The sequence below is a fragment of the Janthinobacterium tructae genome (assembly GCF_006517255.1).
Lineage (GTDB): Bacteria > Pseudomonadota > Gammaproteobacteria > Burkholderiales > Burkholderiaceae_D > Janthinobacterium > Janthinobacterium tructae.
Genome location: NZ_CP041185.1, coordinates 4,079,055 through 4,102,392, shown reverse-complemented (window position 1 = coordinate 4,102,392; position 23,338 = coordinate 4,079,055). Strand labels below are relative to the sequence as shown.

Below are 23,338 nucleotides of genomic sequence, written 5' to 3'. Positions count from 1 at the left end.
GCAAATGTAAGCCACGCCACCTTGGTGCTGGGTTTAGATTTGATCTTTTAGCGATCAAAGCTGTTTCGTTCTTTAACAATCTGGAAGAAGTAAAGATTATTTATTGATCGGTTTGCCGTAAAAAGCAAATCGATGGGTAATGATTGTATGTATCAACAAACAAGCAACAACGTTGTACTTTCTTATCCCTGTAGCGCTCTTTGGTCACCTAGTGATCAGAGGCTAACGTTATAGGGACAAGCGAATAAGTGCACATGGTGGATGCCTTGGCGATTACAGGCGATGAAGGACGTAGTAGCTTGCGATAAGCTGCGGGGAGTGAGCAAACACACTTTGATCCGCAGATTTCCGAATGGGGCAACCCACCCTTTTAGGGTATTGCATACTGAATACATAGGTATGCAAGGCGAACGCGGCGAACTGAAACATCTAAGTAGCTGCAGGAAAAGAAATCAACCGAGATTCCCAAAGTAGCGGCGAGCGAAATGGGAAGAGCCTGTACGTGATAGTCGGACCGATAACAGAATCCTCTGGAAATAGGAGCCATAGTGGGTGATAGCCCCGTATGTGAAATCGGACCGGTGATACTAAGCGTACGACAAGTAGGGCGGGACACGTGACATCCTGTCTGAATATGGGGGGACCATCCTCCAAGGCTAAATACTCGTAATCGACCGATAGTGAACCAGTACCGTGAGGGAAAGGCGAAAAGAACCCCGGAAGGGGAGTGAAATAGATCCTGAAACCGTGTGCATACAAACAGTAGGAGCGGACTTGTTCCGTGACTGCGTACCTTTTGTATAATGGGTCAGCGACTTACATTCAGTGGCAAGGTTAACCGAATAGGGAAGCCGTAGAGAAATCGAGTCCGAATAGGGCGATCAGTCGCTGGGTGTAGACCCGAAACCAAGTGATCTACTCATGGCCAGGATGAAGGTGCGGTAACACGCCCTGGAGGTCCGAACCCACTAATGTTGAAAAATTAGGGGATGAGCTGTGGGTAGGGGTGAAAGGCTAAACAAACTTGGAAATAGCTGGTTCTCTCCGAAAACTATTTAGGTAGTGCCTCAAGTATCACCATCGGGGGTAGAGCACTGTTATGGCTAGGGGGTCATTGCGACTTACCAAACCATTGCAAACTCCGAATACCGATGAGTGCGAGCTTGGGAGACAGACGTCGGGTGCTAACGTCCGGCGTCAAGAGGGAAACAACCCAGACCGCCAGCTAAGGTCCCAAAGATTGGCTAAGTGGAAAACGAAGTGGGAAGGCTAAAACAGTCAGGATGTTGGCTTAGAAGCAGCCATCATTTAAAGAAAGCGTAATAGCTCACTGATCGAGTCGTCCTGCGCGGAAGATGTAACGGGGCTAAGCCAGTCACCGAAGCTGCGGATATCCTTTATTGGATATGGTAGGAGAGCGTTCTGTAAGCCTGCGAAGGTGTCTTGTAAAGGATGCTGGAGGTATCAGAAGTGCGAATGCTGACATGAGTAGCGATAATGGGGGTGAAAAGCCCCCACGCCGTAAGCCCAAGGTTTCCTGTTCAACGTTCATCGGAGCAGGGTGAGTCGGCCCCTAAGGCGAGGCAGAGATGCGTAGCTGATGGGAAGCAGGTTAATATTCCTGCACCGTCGTATGATGCGATGGGGGGACGGATCGCGGAAGGTTGTCCAACTGTTGGAATAGTTGGTTTTTGGCTCATAGAAGGCACTTAGGCAAATCCGGGTGCGTAATTCAAGGGGTTGAGACGAGTGAACTTGTTCACGAAGCAATCGGAAGTGGTTCCAAGAAAAGCCTCTAAGCTTCAGTCATACGAGACCGTACCGCAAACCGACACAGGTGGGCGAGATGAGTATTCTAAGGCGCTTGAGAGAACTCGGGAGAAGGAACTCGGCAAATTGGTACCGTAACTTCGGGAAAAGGTACGCCCCGGTAGCTTGATTGGTTTACTCCATGAGGGTGAAAGGGTTGCAATAAACTGGTGGCTGCGACTGTTTAATAAAAACACAGCACTCTGCAAACACGAAAGTGGACGTATAGGGTGTGACGCCTGCCCGGTGCTGGAAGATTAAATGATGGGGTGCAAGCTCTTGATTGAAGTCCCAGTAAACGGCGGCCGTAACTATAACGGTCCTAAGGTAGCGAAATTCCTTGTCGGGTAAGTTCCGACCTGCACGAATGGCGTAACGATGGCCACACTGTCTCCTCCCGAGACTCAGCGAAGTTGAAATGTTTGTGATGATGCAATCTACCCGCGGCTAGACGGAAAGACCCCATGAACCTTTACTGTAGCTTTGCATTGGACTTTGAACCAATCTGTGTAGGATAGGTGGGAGGCTTTGAAGCGGGGACGCTAGTTCTCGTGGAGCCAACCTTGAAATACCACCCTGGTTTGTTTGAGGTTCTAACCTTGGTCCGTTATCCGGATCGGGGACAGTGCATGGTAGGCAGTTTGACTGGGGCGGTCTCCTCCTAAAGTGTAACGGAGGAGTTCGAAGGTACGCTAGATACGGTCGGACATCGTGTTGATAGTGCAATGGCATAAGCGTGCTTAACTGCGAGACTGACAAGTCGAGCAGGTACGAAAGTAGGACATAGTGATCCGGTGGTTCTGTATGGAAGGGCCATCGCTCAACGGATAAAAGGTACTCTGGGGATAACAGGCTGATTCCTCCCAAGAGTTCATATCGACGGGGGAGTTTGGCACCTCGATGTCGGCTCATCACATCCTGGGGCTGTAGCCGGTCCCAAGGGTATGGCTGTTCGCCATTTAAAGTGGTACGTGAGCTGGGTTTAAAACGTCGTGAGACAGTTTGGTCCCTATCTGCCGTGGGCGTTGGAAATTTGAAGGGGGCTGCTCCTAGTACGAGAGGACCGGAGTGGACGTATCTCTGGTGTACCGGTTGTCACGCCAGTGGCATTGCCGGGTAGCTAAATACGGAAGAGATAACCGCTGAAAGCATCTAAGCGGGAAACTTGCCTTGAGATGAGATTTCCCAGAGCCTTGAGCTCTTTGAAGGGTCGTTCGAGACCAGGACGTTGATAGGCTGGGTGTGGAAGTGCAGTAATGCATTAAGCTAACCAGTACTAATTGCCCGTACGGCTTGTCCCTATAACCTTAGCAGGTACAGAGGATAAGACGGTACAACGTTGTGCGTTTGTTGATACTACTATTCATTACCCCAATCTTTACTTCTTCCAGATTCAGGCTTTGTCGCTCCACTGAGGACAAATGCCAGTACAAGTTATGCCTGATGACCATAGCAAGTTGGTCCCACCCCTTCCCATCCCGAACAGGACCGTGAAACAACTTTGCGCCGATGATAGTGCTGCAACCAGTGTGAAAGTAGGTTATCGTCAGGCTTGTTATTCGCAGTAGAGAAAAACCCGACCAGTAATGGCCGGGTTTTTTTTCGTCTGGTGGTTTTGTTTGGCGCTGGTGGTGGATGTCGGCTTACGCGCGTTGCGCTAAGCCGACCTACGCCGACCTACGCCAACCTGCGCCGACCTGCGGCCGGAGCCTCCATAGCGCCAACGCAAGAGTCATCGCCAACGTGCGCGGCGGGGGGATGCGCTCCAGTGGGGCACATCCCGATCACGAAGTGACTGACCGCGGCTGTTCATCAGACGAAAAAAAAGCAGCGCTACGCGCTGCCTTTCTGTCTTTGCGTCCCTTTTATTGACCGGCAACCACCGGCGTGGCGCCGCTCCTTGCGACCCACTCGATCAGCGCATCGACGGCGGCGCGGCCATTGCCATTGCCCACCAGGTCGCTATTGATCATGGCGACCACCACGCATAGCTGGTTGTTGGCGTCAGGTACATAGCCGGCGATGGCCACCACATTCTTCAATGTGCCCGTCTTGATGCGGGCGCGCGCGGCGGCCGGGCTGTTCAGCAGGCGCTTGCGCATGGTGCCGTCCAGTGCGACGATGGGCAGGCTCGACTGGAACTCGGGCGCCCACGGACTTTGCTGCATCGCTTGCAGCACGCCTGCCAGTTGTGCTGGCGCAATGCGCCCCGTGCGCGACAAGCCGGATCCGTTGTCGATCAGCATGCCCTGGGTGTCGATATAGTGCCGCTGGAACCATTCCTGGATCACCAGTCGCGCCCGATTGGCTGTATCTTCCGGCGCCGCCATGGCAACGGGGCGGCTGCCCAGCCAGCCATCGCTCTGCAAGCTGCCCAGGCTCAGGAACAAGGTGCGGGCCAGGGTGTTATCGGAGGTCTTGTTGATATCGCGCAGCACTTCCGGCAAGGCACGCGCCACATGGTCGGCCAGCATGCGCGTGCCGACCGGCTCGGCCGTCGGCGGCAAGCCCGTCAATGGCGCTTCGCGTACCGTGCCCGTGATCGTGCCGCCCAGGCGTTTCCATGTTGCACGGAACAAGCGGTCTGCATAATCGTTGCGATCGAGTACATTGATGCTGGTGGCCTTGCTGCAATTTTGCGGGAAGGTGCCGTGCAAGATCACCTGCAGCTTGCCGCTCGCATCGCGCCGGTATTCAGGCGGGCGCCAACCGTCTTCCCACCGGGCACAGCTGCCCTTGACCAGTTTCATGTCGCTGGTGATGCTGACGTTCTCCAGCGGCGGCTGCATCAGGATGCTCAATTGCCGGTCCGTCGAGTTCATGTTGATATCGAGCAAATTGGTGTTCAGCAACAAGGCATCGGGAATGACGTTGTAGCGGAACTCGGCCGACTCATCGAAGGGCGGCGTACCGATATCGGGCCGGGCCGGCTGGAACAGCTGGCGGTCGAGGATCAGGTCGCCCTTGATTTTGACGATACCCTGGTTGCGCAGGGTTTGCAGCATGTGTGCCAGCACGTCCGCGTTGAAATCCGTGTCGGCGCCGCCGCGCAGGATCAGGTCGCCTTTCAGTACGCCATTGATGACGTCGGCGCTGGTGCGCAATTCCGTGCGGCCGCGGAAGATGGGGCCCAATTGCTCCAGGCCCACGGCCGTTGTCACCAGTTTCATGGTGGACGCGGGCTGCATGCTGCGTTCGGCGCCATGCGACAGCACGGTGGCGTTGCCGCGCAAGACGATGGCGCCCATGGCGTCTTCGGGAATATTCGCGCTGCGCAGCAGCAGGCTGACGGATTCGGGCAATTGCGCGTGGGCAGTCGACAGGCCAAGACCCGCCAACAGCGCAGCCATCAGAACAGGACGTAACATGGTGCTCCTTAGTGGAAAAAGACGTAGGCGACAAAGACGGCCGTGACCACGCCAGCGAAATCGGCGATGAGGCCGGCCGTGATCGCATAGCGCGTCTTGCGGATGCCCACCGAGCCGAAGTACAGGGCCACGATATAGAAGGTGGTGTCGGCCGAGCCCTGGAAGACGCAGGCCAGGCGCCCGACGAACGAGTCGACGCCGTAGGTGTTCATGGCGTCGATCATCATGGCTTTCGAGCCTGAACCGCTGAGCGGCTTCATCATGGCCGTCGGCAAGGCCGGCACGAAGTCCGTATTGATGCCCAGGTTGGCGAAGAACCAGTTCATGCCGCTCATCAGGAAATTGAACACGCCCGCGTTGCGGATCACGCTGATGGCCACCAGCATGCCGACCAGGTAGGGAATCACGGTAATCGAGGTCTGGATGCCGCCCTTCGCCCCCTCGATGAAGGCGTCATACACGTTCACCTTCTTGCGCAGGGCGCCGATGATGAAGATGGCAATGACGCTGATCAATACCAGGTTGCTGACCACTTTCGAGACCAGTTCGATTTCCTGTTTCGTCAGGTATTGTGTGAAGTACCAGATCATGGCGACGATGGCGCTCGTCATGCCGCCCATCCAGCCCAGCACGACGCGGTTGAGCAGGTTGATGCGTTGCTTGATGGACACCGTGATGATGCCGACCACAGTGGCCACATAGGTGGCGATCATGCAGGGGATAAAGATGTCGGACGGGTCGGCTGCGCCGAGAATCGAGCGCTGCGCCATGATGGCCAGCGGAATCAGGGTCAGGCCCGAGGTGTGCAGCACCAAAAACATGATTTGCGCATTCGTCGCCTCTTCCTTGTTCGGGTTCAAGGTCTGCAGGCTTTCCATGGCTTTCAAGCCGAACGGCGTGGCCGCATTGTCCAGGCCCAGCAGGTTGGCCGAGAAATTCATCACCATGTGGCCCGTGGCCGGGTGGTCTTTCGGAATTTCCGGGAAGATGCGCGAAAAGAAGGGAGCGATCACTTTCGCCAGCCAGCCGACGATGCCCGCCTTTTCACCGATGTTCATGATGCCCAGCCACAAGGTCATCACGCCCGCCAGCGGCAGGGCGATATCCATCACGCCCATGCGCGCCGTCTCGAACGTGCCGTCGATGATGCGCTTGAAGATATCGGTATCGCCGAGAAACAGCCACTGCAGCACTGCGGCCAGGAAGCCAACGAGGAAAAAGCCGGACCAGATGTAATTAAGTGCCATATGCGATCAGTTCTGTGTGTCGGGAGTGAAAAATGTCTGCAAACAAAGTATAGGGGCAGCCCGATACGAGTTGATGAAAGAATGCAGCAATCGCATGCCAAAAAGTTATAAGCTGGCAGCCTGTTTTCATTGGCGCCTCGTCGCTTGCCCGCGTAGTGTGGGGGATGCCTGTCGCTTATCGTTGTTCGTTACCCCTGTCTGCACTGGATCACTGATGATGTTTTTACGCAAAACCGCCTGCGCCGCCGGCCTGGCCCTGTTGACGCTGTTCGCTGTACCGGCCCACGCCGCCACCGATGCCCGCGCGAACAAGACCTTGCACTTGTTTTTGAGCACCAGCGAGACGGGCCTGGACCCGGCCGTGGCGTCGGACCTGGCCAGCCTGAACTTGATGGAAAACATCTTTGACCCGCTGCTGCGCTATGACTACCTGGCGCGGCCGGTGCAGCTGCAGGGCAACACGACACGCGGCATGCCAAGCTTGGAAGATGGCGGACGCACCTATACCTTTCACTTGCAGCCCGGTATTTTCTTCACGCCCGATCCCGCCTTCAAGGGCCAGCCGCGCGAAGTGACGGCGCAGGATTATGTGTACAGCCTGACGCGGCTGTATGACCCCAGCCTGAAGTCGCCGTGGCTGTTCTTGCTGGAAGATAAGCTGGTGGGCGATGCGGCCCTGAAAGCCAAATTCAGCTACGACACGCCGATCGCCGGCTTGCAGGCGCTGGACAAATACACCTTGCGCATCCGCCTCAACGCCATCGACCCGAACTTCCTGTTTTACCTGGCCATGCCGGCGACAGCTGTGGTGGCGCGCGAGGTGGCCGAAGCGTACCCGGCGGCAGGGCAGATCGGTAATCACCCCGTGGGCACGGGGCCGTTCCTGGTGAAGGAGTGGAAACGCAGCGACAAGATCGTGCTGCAGGCCAATCCGACTTTCCGTGCCACCGTGTTCCATACCGAGGCCAAGGCGCTGGCTGCCTTGCCGGTCGACGCGCGCGCCATCGCCACTGCGCTGGAAGGCAAGCAATTACCGCTGGTCGAGCGCATCGAGGTGCGCATCGTCGAGGAATATCAATCGCGCATGCTGGGTTTCCTGAAAGGTGAATTCGATTACCTGGAGCAAGTGCCGGAATCGATGACGGACATGGTGCTGGAAAACGGCGCCCTGAAACCGGCGCTGGCCGCCAAGGGCTTGCAACTGACGCGCTTTCCCGTGCTGCAGACGTATTACATGTGGATGAACATGGACGACCCCGTGCTGGGTGGCACGAGCAAGGACAAGCTGGCCCTGCGGCGCGCCATCGCCCTCAGCTACAACAGCCGCGAAGACATCGGGCTGCTGAAAAAGGGTCTGGCCTTGCCGGCGCAGTCGCCGCTGCCGCCGAATGTGCTTGGTTACGACAAGGCTTACCGTAGCCCCGTCGGCTACGATCCGGCGCTAGCGCGCGCCCTGCTGGACCGTTTTGGCTACAAGGTGGGCGTCGATGGTTTCCGCACCCAGCCCGATGGCACGTCTTTGCTGCTGACCATGCACACGGAGCCGAGCACGGTGGGACGGCTGCGCGATGAATTGTGGCGCCGCAACCTGAATGCCATCGGTCTGCGTGTGGAGTTCAAGAGCGACAAGAAGACGGAAATTATCAAGGCGTCGCGCCTGGGCAAGGTGCAGATGTTCGAGACCAACTGGATCGCCGACTTCCCCGATGGCGATAACTTTATGCAATTGTTGTATGGCGGCAACGTTGGCCGCGCCAACTATGCCCGCTTCAACTTGCCCGATTACAATAAACGCTATGAGGAGGCGCGCCTGCTATCCGATACGCCGCGCCGACGCAGTCTGTACTTCGACCTGTTTCAGCTGATCCACGCTTACACGCCGTGGGTGTTGCTGACGCATCCCATCTCTGCCGACCTGCAGCAACCGTGGCTAAAAAACTACAGGCGCCACCCCGTGGAATTCACGTCCTGGCGCTATCTGGACGTCGATCCCGCCAAGGGCCGCCCCGCAGGCAAGTGACCACGTCACTGAAAAGGGCATTCATTCCAAAAAGTTATGGTTAGGAAAGCATTTTTCATTGGCTGGCTGCGGATGCATCGCGCTACTCTGAAAATGAAAACAAATAAAGTCATGCGCAAATGTCATAAAAAAATGTACTGCGAGACAGACATCTGCGACGTGAAAAAACAGCCTGACTTGATAACTCAAGTTTCGATTGCCCAACAAGGAGAAGACCTGTGAAATTGAAGAAGCTAGCGCAGTTGGTGGCATTGATGGGGGTGGTGGGGCCGGTGATGGCACAGGAAGCAGCGGCGCCAGCGATGCAACGGGTCGAAGTGACTGGCAGCAGCATCAAGCGCGTGGCCAAGGAAGGCGCGCTGCCAGTGCAAGTCATCACGTTTGACCAGATCGAAAAACAGGGCATCACGTCGACCGAGCAACTGGTGCGCACCCTGTCGGCCAACGGCACGGGCGCCGATAACATGACTTCGGGCAATAACGTGTTTGGTGCCGATGCCGACCGCGTCAGTGGCGGCGCCTCGTTCGCCTCGCTGCGCGGCCTGGGACCGTCGAGCACGCTGGTGCTGTTGAACGGCCGCCGCATCGCCACGCACGGCGCCAGCGGCAAGTCGGTCGACCTGAACTCGATACCGCTCGGTGCAATCTCGCGCGTGGAAATCCTCAAGGATGGTGCCTCGGCCATCTACGGCACGGACGCTATCGGCGGCGTGATCAATTTCATTCTGAAAACTAATTACAGCGGCGTGGAAGCGTCCGTCTCCACCAACGACACGCAAGCGGGCGGCGGCGCCACGCGCCGCGCTTCCCTCCTGGCCGGCACGGGTTCGCTGGAATCAGACCGCTACAACATCATGGCCAGCCTGACCGTCGACAAGGCCGAGCGCCTGAACGGCAGCGACCGCTCCTTCGTGAATGGCTACCAGCCGGGCCGCGGCCTGTCGCCCGATACCACGGGCACGCCGTTTGCCAACCAGATGGCGGGTGCCGGCACGGCGCTGGGCGCCTCGTTCCAGCTGCCTGGCGATGCGAATAAATACCTGCAAGCCAATCCGCTGAGCTTCCAGGGCAAGTGCGACAGCATCGCCGGCATGTCGCAGTACCAGACGGCGCTGTGGAAAGACGTGACCTCACCGCTGCGCACCAAGTATTCCTGCGCGTACGACTATGGCGCCGACTATGTGCTGCAATTCCCTGTTGAACGGGCCAATCTGCTGTCGCGCGGCACCTTCCAGCTGGCGCCCGACCACCGCATGTTTGTCGAAGTACTCGGTTCGCGCACCAAGGCCACGGCCATTTTGACGCCGATGCAGGTGCAGGCGACCGTCGCCAACAAGAATTTGTATCCGGTCGGCGGCGCGTATTACCAGGACCTCTCGGCCTATATCCCTACCTTCGACAAGACCAAGCCGATTTCCTATAAATGGCGCGCGAATGACGTGGGCAACCGCACGCAGGAAAACACCACCGACAATGCCCGCGTGCTGGTGGGCTTTGAAGGCAACTTCGGCAAGTGGGATTACAAGGCCGGTATTTCGCGCGCCGAGAGCAGCACCAAGACCAAGCTGACGGATGGTTATTCCTACACGGACAAGCTGTACGCGGCCCTGGCCACGGGCATCATCAATCCGTGGGTGGGCGCCGGCCAGAGCCAGACGGAAGCGGCCAAGCAATTGATCGAATCGACCAAGTTCCGTGGCGACTTCCAGCACGGCAAGACGACCCTGACGCAGATCGACGGTTCCGTTTCGGGCGAACTGTTCCAGCTGCCGGCCGGTGCGCTGGCCATGGCGGCCGGCTTTGACTTGCGCCGCGAAGGTTATAGCTTCGGGCAAGACGTCGACGCCACCCAGATCCTGCTGGCGCCGGGCAATGCCGCATTAAAAGATGCCAGCCGTACCGTCAAGGCCGTGTATGCCGAGTTGCTGGTGCCGGTCACGAAGGACCTGGAAATGCAGCTGGCCATCCGCCGCGACGATTACAGCCTGGTGGGCGCGACGACGAATCCGAAAGTGGCCTTCCGCTACCAGCCGACCGACTTCCTGCTGTTCCGCGGTTCGGCCAGCAAGGGTTTCCTCGCGCCAAGCTTCCAGCAGCTGTATTCCGGTTCGCTGAGCCAGGAATTGCCGAACGGCGTGGTCGACCAGGAAGGCTGTGCCAAGCATCCGGGCGTGCCCGAATACTGTGCCATCGACCGCCTCGACTACAAGACGGGTGGTAATACGAACCTGAAGCCGGAAACGTCGAAGCAGGGCAGCGTCGGTTTTGTCATCGAGCCATTCAAGGGATATTCGGCCTCGTTCGACTACTGGGCCATCAATACCAAGGACCGCATCCTGAACCGCACGCCGCAAATCGTGCTGGCCAACTACCAGGCGCTGAACCAGTACATCCACCGCAATCCGGACGGCACCATCGAGTACGTGCAGGCGGGCTGGATCAATGCGGCAGGCAGCCGCGTGCGTGGCCTCGACGTGGGCTTGCGCGGCGAAGGCAAGATCGCGGACGCGAAATGGACGGCGACCCTGGACGGCACGTATATGGACAGCTTCAAGTTTGCGGAATATCAAGGCCAGGAATACCAGGAACTGGTCGGCAAGTTTTATACACGCGATCTGTACTTGCGCTGGAAACACAATGCCAGCTTCGGCGTGTCGCGCGGCGACTGGAGCGGCTTGCTGATCCAGAGTTTTTCGTCGGGCTACAAAGACCAGGTACCGAATAATGGCAAAGGCGCGCCGCCACCGGGCTTCAAGCCGGACGTGTCCAGCTACACCACGTATAACTTGTCGGGCACGTACACGGGCTTTAAAAATACGACGATTACCGTGGGCATCCAGAACCTGTTCGACCGCGATCCGCCTTTCACCGCACACAACGTGGATGAAGTGGTGGGCGCCGGCTGGGATCCGCGCGTGGCCGACCCGCGCGGCCGTTCGCTGTCATTCCAGCTGAAGTACAAGTTCATGTAAGGCAGCGCTGCCGGCGGCGATCCCGCTGGCGTGCTAACCTCGTGCGGCGGCGCCTGGCGTCGCCGTTTTTATTCCAGGAAAGGGCCGCATGTCCAGTCAGACCAATTTCAGCCGGCGCCGCTTCGGCGGCTTACTGGCCGCCACCTTGGGGGCGGCAGGCACACCGGCATGGGCGGCGGCGCAAGGGAAGGGCAAACGCATGCAACAGCAACACGCATTGATCAAACCGGCGCGCCTGCGCGAAGGCGACCTGGTCGCCATCATCGCACCGGGCGGCTTTACGGATGAGGACGCCATCGCCAAGGCTCAGCGCAATATCGAATCGCTGGGTTTGCGCGCCAGCCTGGGCGCCAACATCCGCGCCGTGCACGGCAACTATGCGGGCACGGTGCAGCAGCGTCTCGACGATCTGCACGCGGCATTCCGCGACCCGGAAGTCAAGGCGGTGTGGGCCATCCGCGGCGGCTCCGGCTGCATTTCGCTGCTGGCGCTGCTCGACTACGCCTTGATCCGCGCCAACCCGAAAGTGCTGATCGGCTATTCCGACATCACGGCCCTGCACCTGGCCATCGGCCGCCAGACGGGCCTGGTGACCTTCCACGGCCCCGTGGCCTCGTCCACGTTTTCCGAGTACACGGTGACGCAGCTGCGTAACGTGCTGATGACGCCGCAAGACAGCTACACGATCCCGATGGCGCTGGAGAATCACCGCCGCGCGCAGACGCAGCCGAATTTCGCCATCCGCACCGTGCATGGCGGCCAGGCGACGGGACGCTTGACGGGCGGCAACCTGTGCATGGTCAGCGCGCTGGCCGGCACGCCGTATGCGGCTGATTTCCGCGAGCACATCCTTTTCCTCGAAGAAATCAATGAAGTGCCGTATCGCATCGACAGGATGTTATGCCAGCTCGACCTGTCCGTGGGCTTCAACAAAGCGGCGGCCTTGATGCTGGGCATTTTCGAGCATTGCGAGGCGGCCGAGGGCGACACTGCGCTGAGCCTCGATGCTACCGTGGACCAGCATTTGCAGCCTTTACGCGTACCGGCCGTCAGCGGCTACTCGTTTGGCCACATCCGCCACCAGTTCACGCTACCGATGGGCATATTGGCGACCCTGGATGCGGACCGGCAAACCTTGACCTTGCTGGAGCCGGCCGTCTGCTAGCGCACGGTGCAGCAGGGCGATTGTCAGTATGCTAGTGTGATAAGGCGTGGCACGAGGCCGCGCCGTCTTCCTCACCGCACCCGACATGATCAACCGCCACGCCAGTACCTACATCCTCAGCCATCCGCTGGCCTTCGTGCTGCAGGTGCTGAAGGGTTTTCGCGCCAACCAGGGCTTGCTGCTGGCGGGCGCCGTCGCGTATTACTCGCTGCTGTCCATCGTGCCCCTGCTGATGCTGGTGGTGGTGGCCCTGTCGCACGTGATCGCGCAGGATGAATTGCTGCAAACAATCGGCCATTACCTGGAATGGCTGGTACCGGGACAATCGAAGGCCATCGTGGGCGAGATTGCACACTTTCTCGACAACCGGGGCGTGATCGGCTGGCTGTTGCTGCTGACCATGCTGTTTTTCAGCTCGCTGGCGTTTACCGTGCTGGAAAATGCCATGAGCGTGATCTTTATTCACCGCGTGGCCATCCGCCGCCGCCATTTCCTCATTTCCGCCGTGCTGCCGTACTGCTACATCCTGTGCCTGGGCATCGGTATTTTGCTGATCACCCTGGTGGCGGGCGGCTTGCAGGTGATGGGCGAGGAAAGCGTGCGCTTCTTGCGCCACGACTGGGGCCTGGAAGGCGTGTCCGGCGTGCTGCTGTATCTGCTGGGGCTGGGCGGCGAAATCCTTGTGCTCAGCTCGATTTACCTGGTCATGCCGGTCGGAAGATTATCGATTACGCATGCGCTGATCGGCGGCGTGACGGCGGCCCTGCTGTGGGAAATCGCCCGCCATGTGCTGGTCTGGTATTTTTCCACCTTGTCGCAGGTGAATGTCGTGTATGGCTCGATGACGACGGCCATCGTCGTGATGTTCAGCCTGGAAATCGGCGCCACCCTGCTGCTGCTGGGCGCGCAAGTGATTTCCGAATACGAAAGAGTGGCGCGTGGTGGCGAAGAGGACAAGCCGCTGGCGCTAAGGACTTGATTTAAAAAGGTTGTTGCATCGCACAAAAGGCTGTGCTATACTCCGTTCAGTGATTGAGATTTGGCAGCAAATCATCTCACCATCCAGTTTCAGCGCGGCGACCGACAGGTGTAATGTCGATGGCGTGACAGAGCGAAGAGTGGATTTTGTAATTCCGGATACGATGGTCGATTTACACCTTGGAGTCACCATGCAGATAGCATGGGAGTCCGAAAATCAGGAGGCACTTTGCAGATAGCACTGGCGTCCATGACACGATTAAAGCATTGGTAATACATTGGAACGAAGCCCGCGCTAGCGGGCTTTTTTTTCGTCTGTAGCTGGCGCGTTTATAAACCTACTGCGCAGCCCGCTCTCGAATCGGCGTTACTCGCCGTACCGAAGTACGGCTGCGTTACTCAATCCGATATCGGGCTTGCTCGCTACGGTTTCTAAAAGCGCCGAGACTGTTACTTCCAAATACTTTTACAAGGCCCGGGCGATCAGGATTTTCTGGATATCGCTGGTGCCCTCGTAAATCTGGCATACGCGCACGTCGCGGTAGATGCGCTCGACGGGGAAATCGGAGACATAACCATAGCCGCCGTGCACCTGGATGGCGTCCGAGCAGACTTTTTCCGCCATTTCCGACGCAAACAGCTTGGCCATGGCCGCTTCTTTTAAACACGGCAAGCCCGCATCCTTCATGGCCGCCGCGTGGCGGATCAGCTGGCGCGCCGCTTCGATTTGCGTGGCCATGTCGGCCAGGCGGAATTGCACGGCCTGGTGTTCATAAATGGGTTTGCCGAAACTTTCGCGCTCGCGTGCGTACTGCAGGGCCGCTTCATACGCGGCGCGCGCCATGCCCACGGCTTGTGAAGCGATGCCGATGCGTCCGCCTTCCAGGCCGGACAGGGCGATCTTGTAGCCTTGTCCTTCTTCGCCTATTAAATTTTCCGCCGGGATGCGGCAGTTGTCGAACAGGATCTGTGCCGTGTCCGATGAATGCTGGCCCATTTTCTGTTCCAGACCCGCCACGATGTAGCCGGGTGTATTCGTCGGCACCCAGAAGGCGCTGATGCCGCGCTTGCCGGCCGCCTTGTCGGTGACGGCCATGACGATGGCCACGTCCGCATACTTGCCGCTGGTAATGAATTGTTTCGTGCCGTTGATGACGTACTCGCTGCCATCGCGGGTGGCCGTGGTACGCAGGGCCGACGCATCGCTGCCCGTGTGCGGTTCCGTCAGGCAAAACGCCCCCAGCATGGCGCCTTGCGCCAGCGGGCGCAGCCACTGCTCCTTTTGCGCATCGTTGGCGTACATCATGGCGATGCTGCATACGGGGCAATTATTCACGGAAATGATGGTCGACGTGCCGCCATCACCGGCAGCGATTTCTTCCAGCACCAGGGCCAAGGACACGTAGTCGAGGCCGGCGCCACCGAGCGCTTCCGGCACGGCCACGCCAAAGGCGCCCAGCGCGGCCAGTTCCTGCAATTCTTCCTTGGGGAAATGATGTTCCTTGTCCCAGCGGGCCGCATTGGGCGCCAGGCGCTCGCGCGAAAAACTGCGCAGCGCTTCCTGGATCATCGATTGTTCTTCATTGAGTATCATGGACGTCGTCTCGTATATTTTTATAGTGGATGCGGGAATTACCAGCCGATGGGCTTGCCATCGTAATTGCGGAACACGGCCTTGTCCGTGGCCGGCAGGCTGGCCAGCGTGGCGCGGATGCCGGCTGCGCTTTCTTCCGGGGAAATATCGGCGCCGGCGCCGCCCATGTCCGTGCGCACCCAGCCCGGGTGGAAGGCGACGCAACTGACGCCTTGCGGGCCATGCACGAGGGCCGTGTCGATCAGCACGGAATTCAAGGCGGCCTTGCTGGCGCGGTACAGCGAACCGCTGGGGTTGCCCCGTTCGCTCAGGGAGCCCATGTGCGAGGACAGCACGGCCAGTTTCCCTTTGGCATTGGCCACCAGCGGCGCCAGGATCGGCAGCAGCCGCATGGCCGCCAGCACGTTCGTGTGCATGACGGCATCGAAATCTTCTTGCGTGGGGAAACCGTCGTGACGGGGGCCATACACGCCCGCGTTGAGGATGGCTACGTCGAGCTTTTCATCGTCGAGCTTCCAGCCCAGGGCGGCGCAGCCTTCCACATCCGTCACGTCGAGCTGATGCGCTTCCGCACCAAGTTCTCGCAGGGCATCGCAAGCGTCCGGCGTGCGCGCCGTGGCGATGACACGCCAGCCATCGTGGCGGTACTGACGGACGATTGCGTGGCCGATGCCGCGCGAGGCGCCGATGATCAATGCGGTAGGCATATTTCTTCTCCCTGGAAAGTCAAATGAAAAGGCGCGCAACCAACAACCATGCGCGCCTGTCGTCAACAGATCAGCTTATACCAGTTCGATCGCCATCGCCGTCGCTTCGCCGCCGCCGATGCACAGGGCCGCCACGCCGCGCTTGCCGCCGGTTTTCTTCAGGGCGCCCAGCAGGGTGACGATGATGCGCGCGCCCGAGGCGCCGATCGGGTGGCCCAGCGCGCACGCGCCGCCGTGGATGTTGATCTTGCTGTGTGGAATGTCGAGGTCGTGCATGGCGGCCATCGGCACGGCGGCGAACGCTTCATTGATCTCGAACAAGTCCACCTTGCTGCTGCTCCAGCCTGTTTTCGCGTACAGCTTCTTGATGGCGCCGATGGGGGCCGTGGTGAATTCGTTCGGCGCCTGCGCGTGCGTGGCGTGGCCGTGGATCTTGGCGATGACGGTGCAACCGAGTTTTTTCGCCGTCGATTCGCGCATCAGCACCAGGGCGGCCGCGCCATCGTTGATCGACGAAGACGAGGCGGCCGTGATGGTGCCGTCCTTCTTGAACGCCGCTTTCAAGGTCGGGATTTTTTCCAGGCGGGCCTTTTGCGGACCTTCATCGATGCTGACGATGGTGTCGCCGCCGCGGCCGGAGACGGTCACGGGCACGATTTCCCATTCGAAACTGCCATCCTTGGTGGCCGCTTGCGCGCGTTTCACCGATTCGATGGCAAACGCATCCTGCGCTTCGCGCGTGAAGCTGTACTGGCTGGCGCACTCTTCGGCAAACGTGCCCATCGAGCGGGCATTACCCTTTTCATCGCGGCTGTAGGCGTCTTCCAGGCCATCCATCATCATGTGGTCATAGATCATGCCGTGGCCGATGCGGTAGCCGCCGCGCGCCTTCGGCACCAGGTAGGGGGCGTTGGTCATCGATTCCATGCCGCCCGCCACCACGACGTCGGCGCTGCCGGCGAGCAAGGTGTCATGCGCGAACATGGTCGTCTGCATGGCCGAGCCGCACATTTTCGACAGGGTTACGGCGCCCGTGGAATCGGGCAAGCCCGCCTTGCGCAAGGCTTGGCGCGCGGGCGCCTGGCCTTGGCCGGCCATCAGGCAATTGCCGAAAAACACGTGTTCCACGGCGTCCGGCGCCACGCCGGAGCGTTCGACGGCGGCGCGGATGGCCACGGCGCCCAGGTCGCTGGCGGTGACGTTGGAAAAATCGCCCTGGAAGGCGCCCATGGGGGTGCGCGCGGCACCGACGATTACGACTGGATCATGCATGTTGGATCTCCGGTTGGGTTGAGGATGATGATTGCTTACAAAAACGCAGGTGCTGCGGATACGGGAAGACGTCCTCGATATGGCCGTCTTCGATGCGCTGCTTGCGCGCCTGCCAGTATTGCGCCGTCAGCAGGTCGGCATGGTGCTGCATGAAATACTTGCGGATGCGCGGATTGCCCAGCAGGAAAGTGCCGAATTGTTCGGGAAACACATCGTGCTTGCCGATGGGATACCACGGTTCGGCCGACATTTCTTCCTCCTCCGTGCGCGCCTGGGGAATGACGCGGAACTGGCAATCGGTGATGTACTCGATTTCATCATAATCGTAAAAAACGACACGCTGATGACGTGTCACGCCAAAGTTTTTATACAGCATGTCGCCGGGGAAAATATTCGCTGCGACCAGCTCCTTGATGGCGTTGCCATACTCGATGATGGCGTGCTCCACCAGGTCATCGCGGCCTTCCTTCTCGGCATTGCTCAGCCACATGTTCAGCGGTACCATGCGCCGCTCGATGTACAGATGGCGGATGATGATCTGCTCCTGGTCTTCTTCGATCAGCGAGGGAGCGAACTGTTTCAGTTCGGCCAGCAGTTCCGCAGAAAAGCGGGCGCGGGGAAAGGCCACGTTGGAATACTCGAGCGTGTCGGCCATGCGGCCTACGCGGTCGTGGTGTTTCACCAGCAAATACTTTTGCTGGACTTGGGCGCGCGTGGTTTCCTTGGGCGGCGGGAAAAAATCCTTGATCACCTTGAAGACATACGGAAACGACGGCAGGGCAAACACCAGCATCACCAGGCCGCGGATGCCGGGCGCGCTTTCGAAGTGGTCCGATGAGTGTTTCAAGTGCTGCAGGTAGTCGCGGTAAAACAGCGTCTTGCCCTGTTTTTGCAGGCCCAGTATCGTATAAATTTCGCTGCGCGGTTTGCGCGGCAGCAAACTGCGCAAGAATTGCACATAGGCCGACGGCACTTCCATATCGACCAGGAAATACGCACGCGTAAATGAAAACAGCACGGCGATCTGCTGCTGCTCGAACAGCACCGTATCGAGCACCAGCTTGCCGTGGCGGTTGTGCAGGATCGGCACGACAAACGGGTATTCGCGGTTGCCGTTGATGCCCTTGCCGACCAGGTAGGCGCCTTTGTTGCGGTAGAACAAACTGGTCAAGACCTGGAGCTGGTGGTTCGGCTCCAGCCTGTCGCTGCCGAACAGCTGCTGCAGGCGTGCTTCCACTTGGGCCACGTCACGCTCCAGGTCGGCAAATGCGCAGTCCAGCTGAAAGTTCCTCAGCATGCGCGTCAGGGTGTGGCGCAAGCCATCCTTGCCCGGGTAGTACACGCGGTAGGTGGGCGCCGGGTCTTGTGTTTCGATGTATTCCGTGGAAACCACGGGACGCACGAAAATATAGTCGTTATTGAAATACGTGCGGTGCAGGATGTTGCAGCAGACGGAATTGAAGAAGGTTTCCGCCAGTTCCGGCTGCTTGTGCTCCGTCAGCATGCCGATGTAGTGCAGCTTGAGTTCGCGCCACACTTCGTCGCTCAACTCCGACTCTTCGTACTCATCTTCGAGCATCTGCACGCATTCCTGCACGCGCTTGTCATAAAAGTCGATGCGTTCGCGGGCCGCCGTCTGGGCCGCGCTCCAGGCGCCTTGCTCGAAATACCGCTTGGCGTGCTGGCTCGTTTCACGGAACAGACGGTAATGCTTGTCAAAGCCGTCGCGGATGGTGCGCGCGATATCGAATGCAATCTGGGAAGAGAGCAATTTGGGGAAGGCAATTTGCGTCATAGTTGTGCTCGCATGAATGGCTCATCACCCAGTCGATAACCGCGCGCCCGTGCTTACTTGGTTTCCGCAAACAATTCGCGGCCGATCAGCATGCGGCGGATTTCGCTGGTCCCGGCGCCGATTTCGTACAGCTTGGCATCGCGCCACAGGCGGCCGGCCGGATACTCGTTGATGTAGCCGTTGCCGCCCAGGGCCTGGATCGCTTCGCCCGCCATCCAGGTCGCCTTCTCCGCACTATACAGAATGGCGCCGGCCGCATCCTTGCGCAACTGGCGCACGGCTTCCGGCGTGGTGGCGCGGTCGCAAGCCTGGCCCACGGCATACACATAGGCCTTGCACGCCATCATGGTCGAGTACATGTCGGCCAGTTTGCCTTGCATCAATTGGAATTCGCCGATGGCCTGGCCGAATTGCTTGCGGTCATGTACGTAAGGCACGACCAGATCCATGCAGGCCTGCATGATGCCCAGCGGTCCGCCGGACAGCACGGTGCGCTCGAAATCGAGGCCCGACATCAGCACATTGACGCCCTTGCCCAGGCCGCCCAGCACGTTTTCGGCCGGCACTTCGCAATCCTGGAATACCAGTTCGCCCGTGTGCGAGCCGCGCATGCCCAGCTTGTCGAGCTTTTGCGCGATGGAAAAGCCCTTGAAATTCTTTTCGATCAGGAACGCCGTCATGCCGCGCGCGCCCGCGTCCAGGTCGTTTTTCGCGTACACCACCAGCACGTCCGCGTCGGGACCGTTGGTGATCCACATCTTGGTGCCGTTCAAGACCCAGCGGTCGCCCTTGAAGTCGGCGCGCAGTTTCATGCTGACGACGTCCGAGCCCGCGTTCGGCTCCGACATGGCCAGCGCACCGATATGCTCGCCCGTGATCAGTTTTGGCAGGTATTTGGCTTTTTGCTCGGCCGTGCCGTTGCGCTTGATCTGGTTCACGCACAGGTTCGAGTGGGCGCCGTAGGACAGGCCGACGGAGGCCGAGGCACGCGAGATTTCTTCCATGGCGATGATGTGCGCCAGATAGCCCATGCCGGCGCCGCCGTATTCTTCGCTGACGGTGATGCCGAGCAAGCCCATGTCGCCCATCTTGCGCCACAGGTCCATGGGGAACTGGTCGGTGCGGTCGATTTCGGCCGCGCGCGGCGCGATTTCGGCGGCGGCAAATTGTTGGATTGCTTCGCGCAGGGAGGCGATGTCGTCGCCGTGGTCAAAGGTCAAGCCTGGGAGATGGAGCATGTCGTCCTCGTCGTTATAAGTGTGGCGGTCATGGGTGCCGGGTCAGTGAAGCTATGATACTCAGTTGTGACGTTTACGTAAACGTAAAGTGATGCGCGTAAAGCGATGCGTGTGCGGCCAGCGCCTGCCGCGTGGCGACTCAGCTTGTCGGCACCTTATCCCTGTTCAAGTCCGCCAGCATGCGCGCGCACGCGTCCTCATGCGCGCTGATTTCCGCCAGCGCCATTTCGATATCGATGCGCTGCTGCTCCAGCGTCTGCCGGTGCTGCGCCAGCACGCCCAGGAAGCGGTCCATCTGCGCGCGCGTGTCCTTCGGCGATTCATACATGTCGACCAGGCTCTTGATTTCCGACAGGGCCAGGCCCAGGCGCTTGCCGCGCAGGGTCAGCTTCAAGCGGGTGCGGTCGCGCGGCGTGTAGACGCGGCTGCGTCCGCCTGCGCCTTCGCGCTTCGGGCTGAGCAAGCCCTGGTCTTCATAGAAACGGATGGCGCGTGCCGTGATGTCGAATTCCCGCGCCAGTTCGGTAATGGTATAGGTCGTCATTGCTGCGGGCGGTGTCGGTTGCATGGGTGATCGGTAGCTGGATGGGTGCTGCGGGGCAGGCGGGTGGCAAAGTGCCGTTTACGTCAACGTCAATACTATTGTAGCGTGCCCTGCCCGTGCTGCAACAAAGAAAAAAACGCCTGTGGGCAGGGGAATTTGGCGAATAAGACAACAGTTACTGAAAATAAATTGATTCTTCTTGCGCAAACACGCTTAAGATCGAGAGTTGGTGGCCAAGATGACACCAAAAAGAGCTTTCCTGGCATAACGGCGACATTCTTTTCGCTGCGATGGCAGTAAAATTTTTGGGGCAGCAGGAACGATCAAAAAACAACGTTTTACTATGAGCACGTTGTGCTGGCTGTTTCCATATTGAAAACAAAATGGCCCTTCTGAAAACTTTGTCTACAAGAAATTGTATGACATGGGCATTGCGTGTATCGGTAGAGCAGGGCATTATCCGATACCGTACGTTGTAATGCCAAACCGAGGCTTTGAATCGTGCTGCAGCGCGAAAATCAAGGCCAGCCGCGAATTTGAACCGAAGCCACACAGAATCACAAGAGAAAATTTGGGCCACTTTTGCACCTGAAAAGCCTGGCTGGAGTGTTAATTGTTAATTTATACTCTTTTCAAATGTAACAATCTGTATGGTCATTCAAGAAACTGACTTTCATGTTACAACATGAAATAGTACACCTATGAATTCTTCTAACGAACGCGAAAGCTTCAGCCAACGACTTCAGTTGGCTCTCAAAAACGCCCATTACTCTCCAGACAGCCCGACCAGACTGGCCCGGGAATTCAATATCCGTTTCGACGGACGCCCGATTACCGTGCATGCAGCTAGGAAATGGTTAGTAGGTGAAGCAATTCCCACGCAAGAGAAATTGCGCATGATTGCCCAATGGTTGGGCGTTCCGGCGGAATGGTTGCGGTTTGGCGGCCCGGAAAGCGCCACGCCGAATGGCGAAGCGGGCAGCGCTTTATCGCGTTTTGAGTCCGCCGATGTGAAATTAATTGCCGATTTGCAAAGATTAGATGAACATCATCGTCAAATCGCGCGTGAATTTATTCGCATGCTGGTCAGAGTCAACTACCAAAAGTAAGCATTCAGGCCCTCCCCGGTCGGCGCCGTCCGCTTTTCGCAGGCGGTGCTTTCCCTGTCCTTTTATTTGCGCAGCGTCATACTGGAGACATGATTTTGCCGCACAATAAGACCTCGCATGTTGCGCTGCAGCGGAATTATTTGACAATAATCCCGTACGCAGCGGCGCGGCGGCCAATACCAGCGCATAATCACAGCAGAAGCAGCCAGTTCATCCACTACGGAGCCGAGCATTTGAGCCGTCTTATGAAAAGTAACTACAGCAATACCGCGCAGCTGAAGGACTTGATGACCGTGCCTCCCATGACTGCCGCGCAACATGCGGAAGTCATGCGCAAACGGATCGCCCACCGCAGGATGGTTGAAGAGGCCAGGGATTTGAAGCAGGCCAGTGCCCTGCAGTTCGAAAAACGCTAGTGGTGGATGCCTGACCAAAGCTACTGCGCGTCGGCATAGGCGGTCTGCGATGCTCACCGTGCTAGAGCACGGTTGCGCTTCTCGACCACCTCTTCCTTCCGCTCGCTACGCTTTTGTCAGGCATCGTGACGTGCGTAGTTTTCAGTAGTTTTTCAGTTTGTTGTTGATGGCTCTGGGGTTTTCAAACCATTCCACCGCGGCGCCAGGGCGTGCTCGATGCCGAGCAGGTCGATGACGCGCGCCACCGTGTGGTCGACCATCTCCGCGATGCTGTGCGGGTGGTGATAAAAGCTCGGTAATGGCGGGAAGATGATGCCGCCCATTTCGGTCACGGCCGTCATATTGCGCAGGTGCGCCAGGTTGAACGGCGTTTCGCGCACCATCAGAATCAGGCGCCGGCGCTCCTTGAGCACCACATCGGCGGCCCGCGTAATCAAGTTATCCGACAAGCCATGCGCCACGGCCGCCAGCGTCTTCATCGAGCACGGCGCGACGACCATGCCATCCGATTGAAACGAACCGCTGGCGATCGACGCGCCGATATCGCGCAGCTTGTGCACGACGTGCGCCTGCGCTTCGATGTCCTTGCGCCCCACGCCCGTTTCCTGGTGCAGGGTCAGTACGGCCGCATCCGACAAGACCAGATGCGTCTCGACGCCGGGAGTGGCGACCAGCAATTGCAGCAGCCGCAAGCCATACACGGCGCCCGTGGCGCCCGTGATGGCCACGACGATACGGCGCGGCCGCGCAAGCTGGCTATCAGGCATCGATCAGGGATTTCAATTCGCCCGATTCAAACATTTCATTCATGATGTCGGAACCACCGATGAACTCGCCTTTCACATACAGCTGCGGAATGGTCGGCCAGTTCGAATAATCCTTGATGCCCTGGCGTACTTCCGGGTCGTCCAGCACGTTGACGGTAGCGATGTTTTCCACGCCGCAGGCCTTCAGGATCTGGATGGCGCGGCCGGAAAAGCCGCACTGCGGAAATTGGGCGGTGCCTTTCATGAACAGCACGACCGGCGTGCTCGTCACGGTTTCTTTGATCCAGGTTTGTACGTCGCTCATAGCTGCCTCTGATGGGGAAATAAATAGATGCCG

At 58.6% G+C, this 23,338-nt stretch carries 16 protein-coding genes and 2 rRNA genes; 8 read left to right on the top strand and 10 right to left on the bottom strand.

The annotated features are described in order from the left end of the window. Positions 1-234 precede the first annotated feature (234 nt). Both FJQ89_RS17900 and rrf read left to right on the top strand, forming a co-directional pair. Positions 235-3,110: ribosomal RNA gene (locus FJQ89_RS17900) — 23S ribosomal RNA — on the top strand. Positions 3,111-3,248: 138 nt separating this feature from the next. After that, positions 3,249-3,361 (top strand): 5S ribosomal RNA (gene rrf / locus FJQ89_RS17895). Between the two features lie 313 nt (positions 3,362-3,674). On the opposite strand, the gene dacB is transcribed toward rrf, so the two are convergent. Together dacB and FJQ89_RS17885 are read right to left on the bottom strand one after the other, a co-directional pair. Then, positions 3,675-5,177, bottom strand: coding sequence for a D-alanyl-D-alanine carboxypeptidase/D-alanyl-D-alanine endopeptidase (dacB, locus tag FJQ89_RS17890; protein WP_141171138.1), 1,503 nt, complete (start codon positions 5,175-5,177; stop codon positions 3,675-3,677). Positions 5,178-5,185: 8 nt separating this feature from the next. After that, a complete protein-coding gene (locus FJQ89_RS17885; protein ID WP_141171137.1) occupies positions 5,186-6,424 on the bottom strand; it encodes a nucleoside recognition domain-containing protein in 1,239 nt (412 codons plus the stop codon). Between the two features lie 214 nt (positions 6,425-6,638). Between FJQ89_RS17885 and FJQ89_RS17880 the strand changes: the two genes are divergently transcribed. The 4 genes from FJQ89_RS17880 to FJQ89_RS17865 all read left to right on the top strand — a co-directional run bounded on the left by FJQ89_RS17880 (position 6,639) and on the right by FJQ89_RS17865 (position 13,560). Further along, entirely contained in the window at positions 6,639-8,444 is a 1,806-nt protein-coding gene (locus tag FJQ89_RS17880) for an ABC transporter substrate-binding protein (RefSeq protein WP_168208480.1), read from the top strand. Positions 8,445-8,662: 218 nt separating this feature from the next. After that, positions 8,663-11,416 (top strand): TonB-dependent receptor, encoded by a 2,754-nt coding sequence (locus tag FJQ89_RS17875; protein WP_243136107.1) that lies wholly within the window; start codon positions 8,663-8,665, stop codon positions 11,414-11,416. Between the two features lie 88 nt (positions 11,417-11,504). Then, the gene (locus tag FJQ89_RS17870; protein ID WP_141171136.1) at positions 11,505-12,581 is read left to right on the top strand and encodes a S66 peptidase family protein; all 1,077 of its coding nucleotides are present in this window, start codon (positions 11,505-11,507) and stop codon (positions 12,579-12,581) included. Between the two features lie 85 nt (positions 12,582-12,666). Beyond that, entirely contained in the window at positions 12,667-13,560 is an 894-nt protein-coding gene (locus FJQ89_RS17865; RefSeq protein ID WP_071074951.1) for a YihY/virulence factor BrkB family protein, read from the top strand. Between the two features lie 465 nt (positions 13,561-14,025). Here FJQ89_RS17865 and FJQ89_RS17860 read toward each other — a convergent pair whose 3' ends face one another. From FJQ89_RS17860 to FJQ89_RS17835, 6 genes are all read right to left on the bottom strand, one after another. Then, the gene (locus FJQ89_RS17860; protein ID WP_141171135.1) at positions 14,026-15,153 is read right to left on the bottom strand and encodes an acyl-CoA dehydrogenase family protein; all 1,128 of its coding nucleotides are present in this window, start codon (positions 15,151-15,153) and stop codon (positions 14,026-14,028) included. A gap of 38 nt (positions 15,154-15,191) precedes the next feature. Then, complete coding sequence (locus FJQ89_RS17855; protein ID WP_141171134.1) at positions 15,192-15,860, bottom strand: SDR family oxidoreductase; 669 nt, start codon at positions 15,858-15,860, stop codon at positions 15,192-15,194. A gap of 75 nt (positions 15,861-15,935) precedes the next feature. Next, positions 15,936-17,132: an acetyl-CoA C-acyltransferase gene (locus tag FJQ89_RS17850; protein WP_141171133.1), complete on the bottom strand. Its 1,197-nt coding sequence runs from the start codon at positions 17,130-17,132 to the stop codon at positions 15,936-15,938. Beyond that, positions 17,125-18,927, bottom strand: a complete 1,803-nt coding sequence (aceK, locus tag FJQ89_RS17845; RefSeq protein ID WP_141171132.1) for a bifunctional isocitrate dehydrogenase kinase/phosphatase — start codon at positions 18,925-18,927, stop codon at positions 17,125-17,127. Before aceK ends, FJQ89_RS17850 begins: the two co-directional genes overlap by 8 nt. A 53-nt stretch (positions 18,928-18,980) precedes the next feature. Further along, positions 18,981-20,165 (bottom strand): isovaleryl-CoA dehydrogenase, encoded by a 1,185-nt coding sequence (locus FJQ89_RS17840; protein WP_141171131.1) that lies wholly within the window; start codon positions 20,163-20,165, stop codon positions 18,981-18,983. A 139-nt stretch (positions 20,166-20,304) separates the two neighbouring features. Further along, positions 20,305-20,709, bottom strand: a complete 405-nt coding sequence (locus FJQ89_RS17835) for a MerR family transcriptional regulator (RefSeq protein ID WP_141172873.1) — start codon at positions 20,707-20,709, stop codon at positions 20,305-20,307. Positions 20,710-21,410: 701 nt separating this feature from the next. On the opposite strand from FJQ89_RS17835, the gene FJQ89_RS17830 reads away from it, so the two are divergent. Continuing rightward, positions 21,411-21,818, top strand: coding sequence for a hypothetical protein (locus tag FJQ89_RS17830; RefSeq protein WP_034753756.1), 408 nt, complete (start codon positions 21,411-21,413; stop codon positions 21,816-21,818). An 89-nt stretch (positions 21,819-21,907) separates the two neighbouring features. Continuing rightward, positions 21,908-22,234 (top strand): hypothetical protein, encoded by a 327-nt coding sequence (locus FJQ89_RS17825; protein WP_141171130.1) that lies wholly within the window; start codon positions 21,908-21,910, stop codon positions 22,232-22,234. 152 nt (positions 22,235-22,386) lie between these two features. On the opposite strand, the gene FJQ89_RS17820 is transcribed toward FJQ89_RS17825, so the two are convergent. Next, positions 22,387-23,001, bottom strand: coding sequence for a UbiX family flavin prenyltransferase (locus FJQ89_RS17820; RefSeq protein ID WP_141171129.1), 615 nt, complete (start codon positions 22,999-23,001; stop codon positions 22,387-22,389). Next, the gene (gene grxD, locus FJQ89_RS17815; RefSeq protein ID WP_116742780.1) at positions 22,994-23,305 is read right to left on the bottom strand and encodes a Grx4 family monothiol glutaredoxin; all 312 of its coding nucleotides are present in this window, start codon (positions 23,303-23,305) and stop codon (positions 22,994-22,996) included. The genes FJQ89_RS17820 and grxD overlap by 8 nt, the downstream gene beginning before the upstream one ends. Positions 23,306-23,338 lie beyond the last annotated feature (33 nt).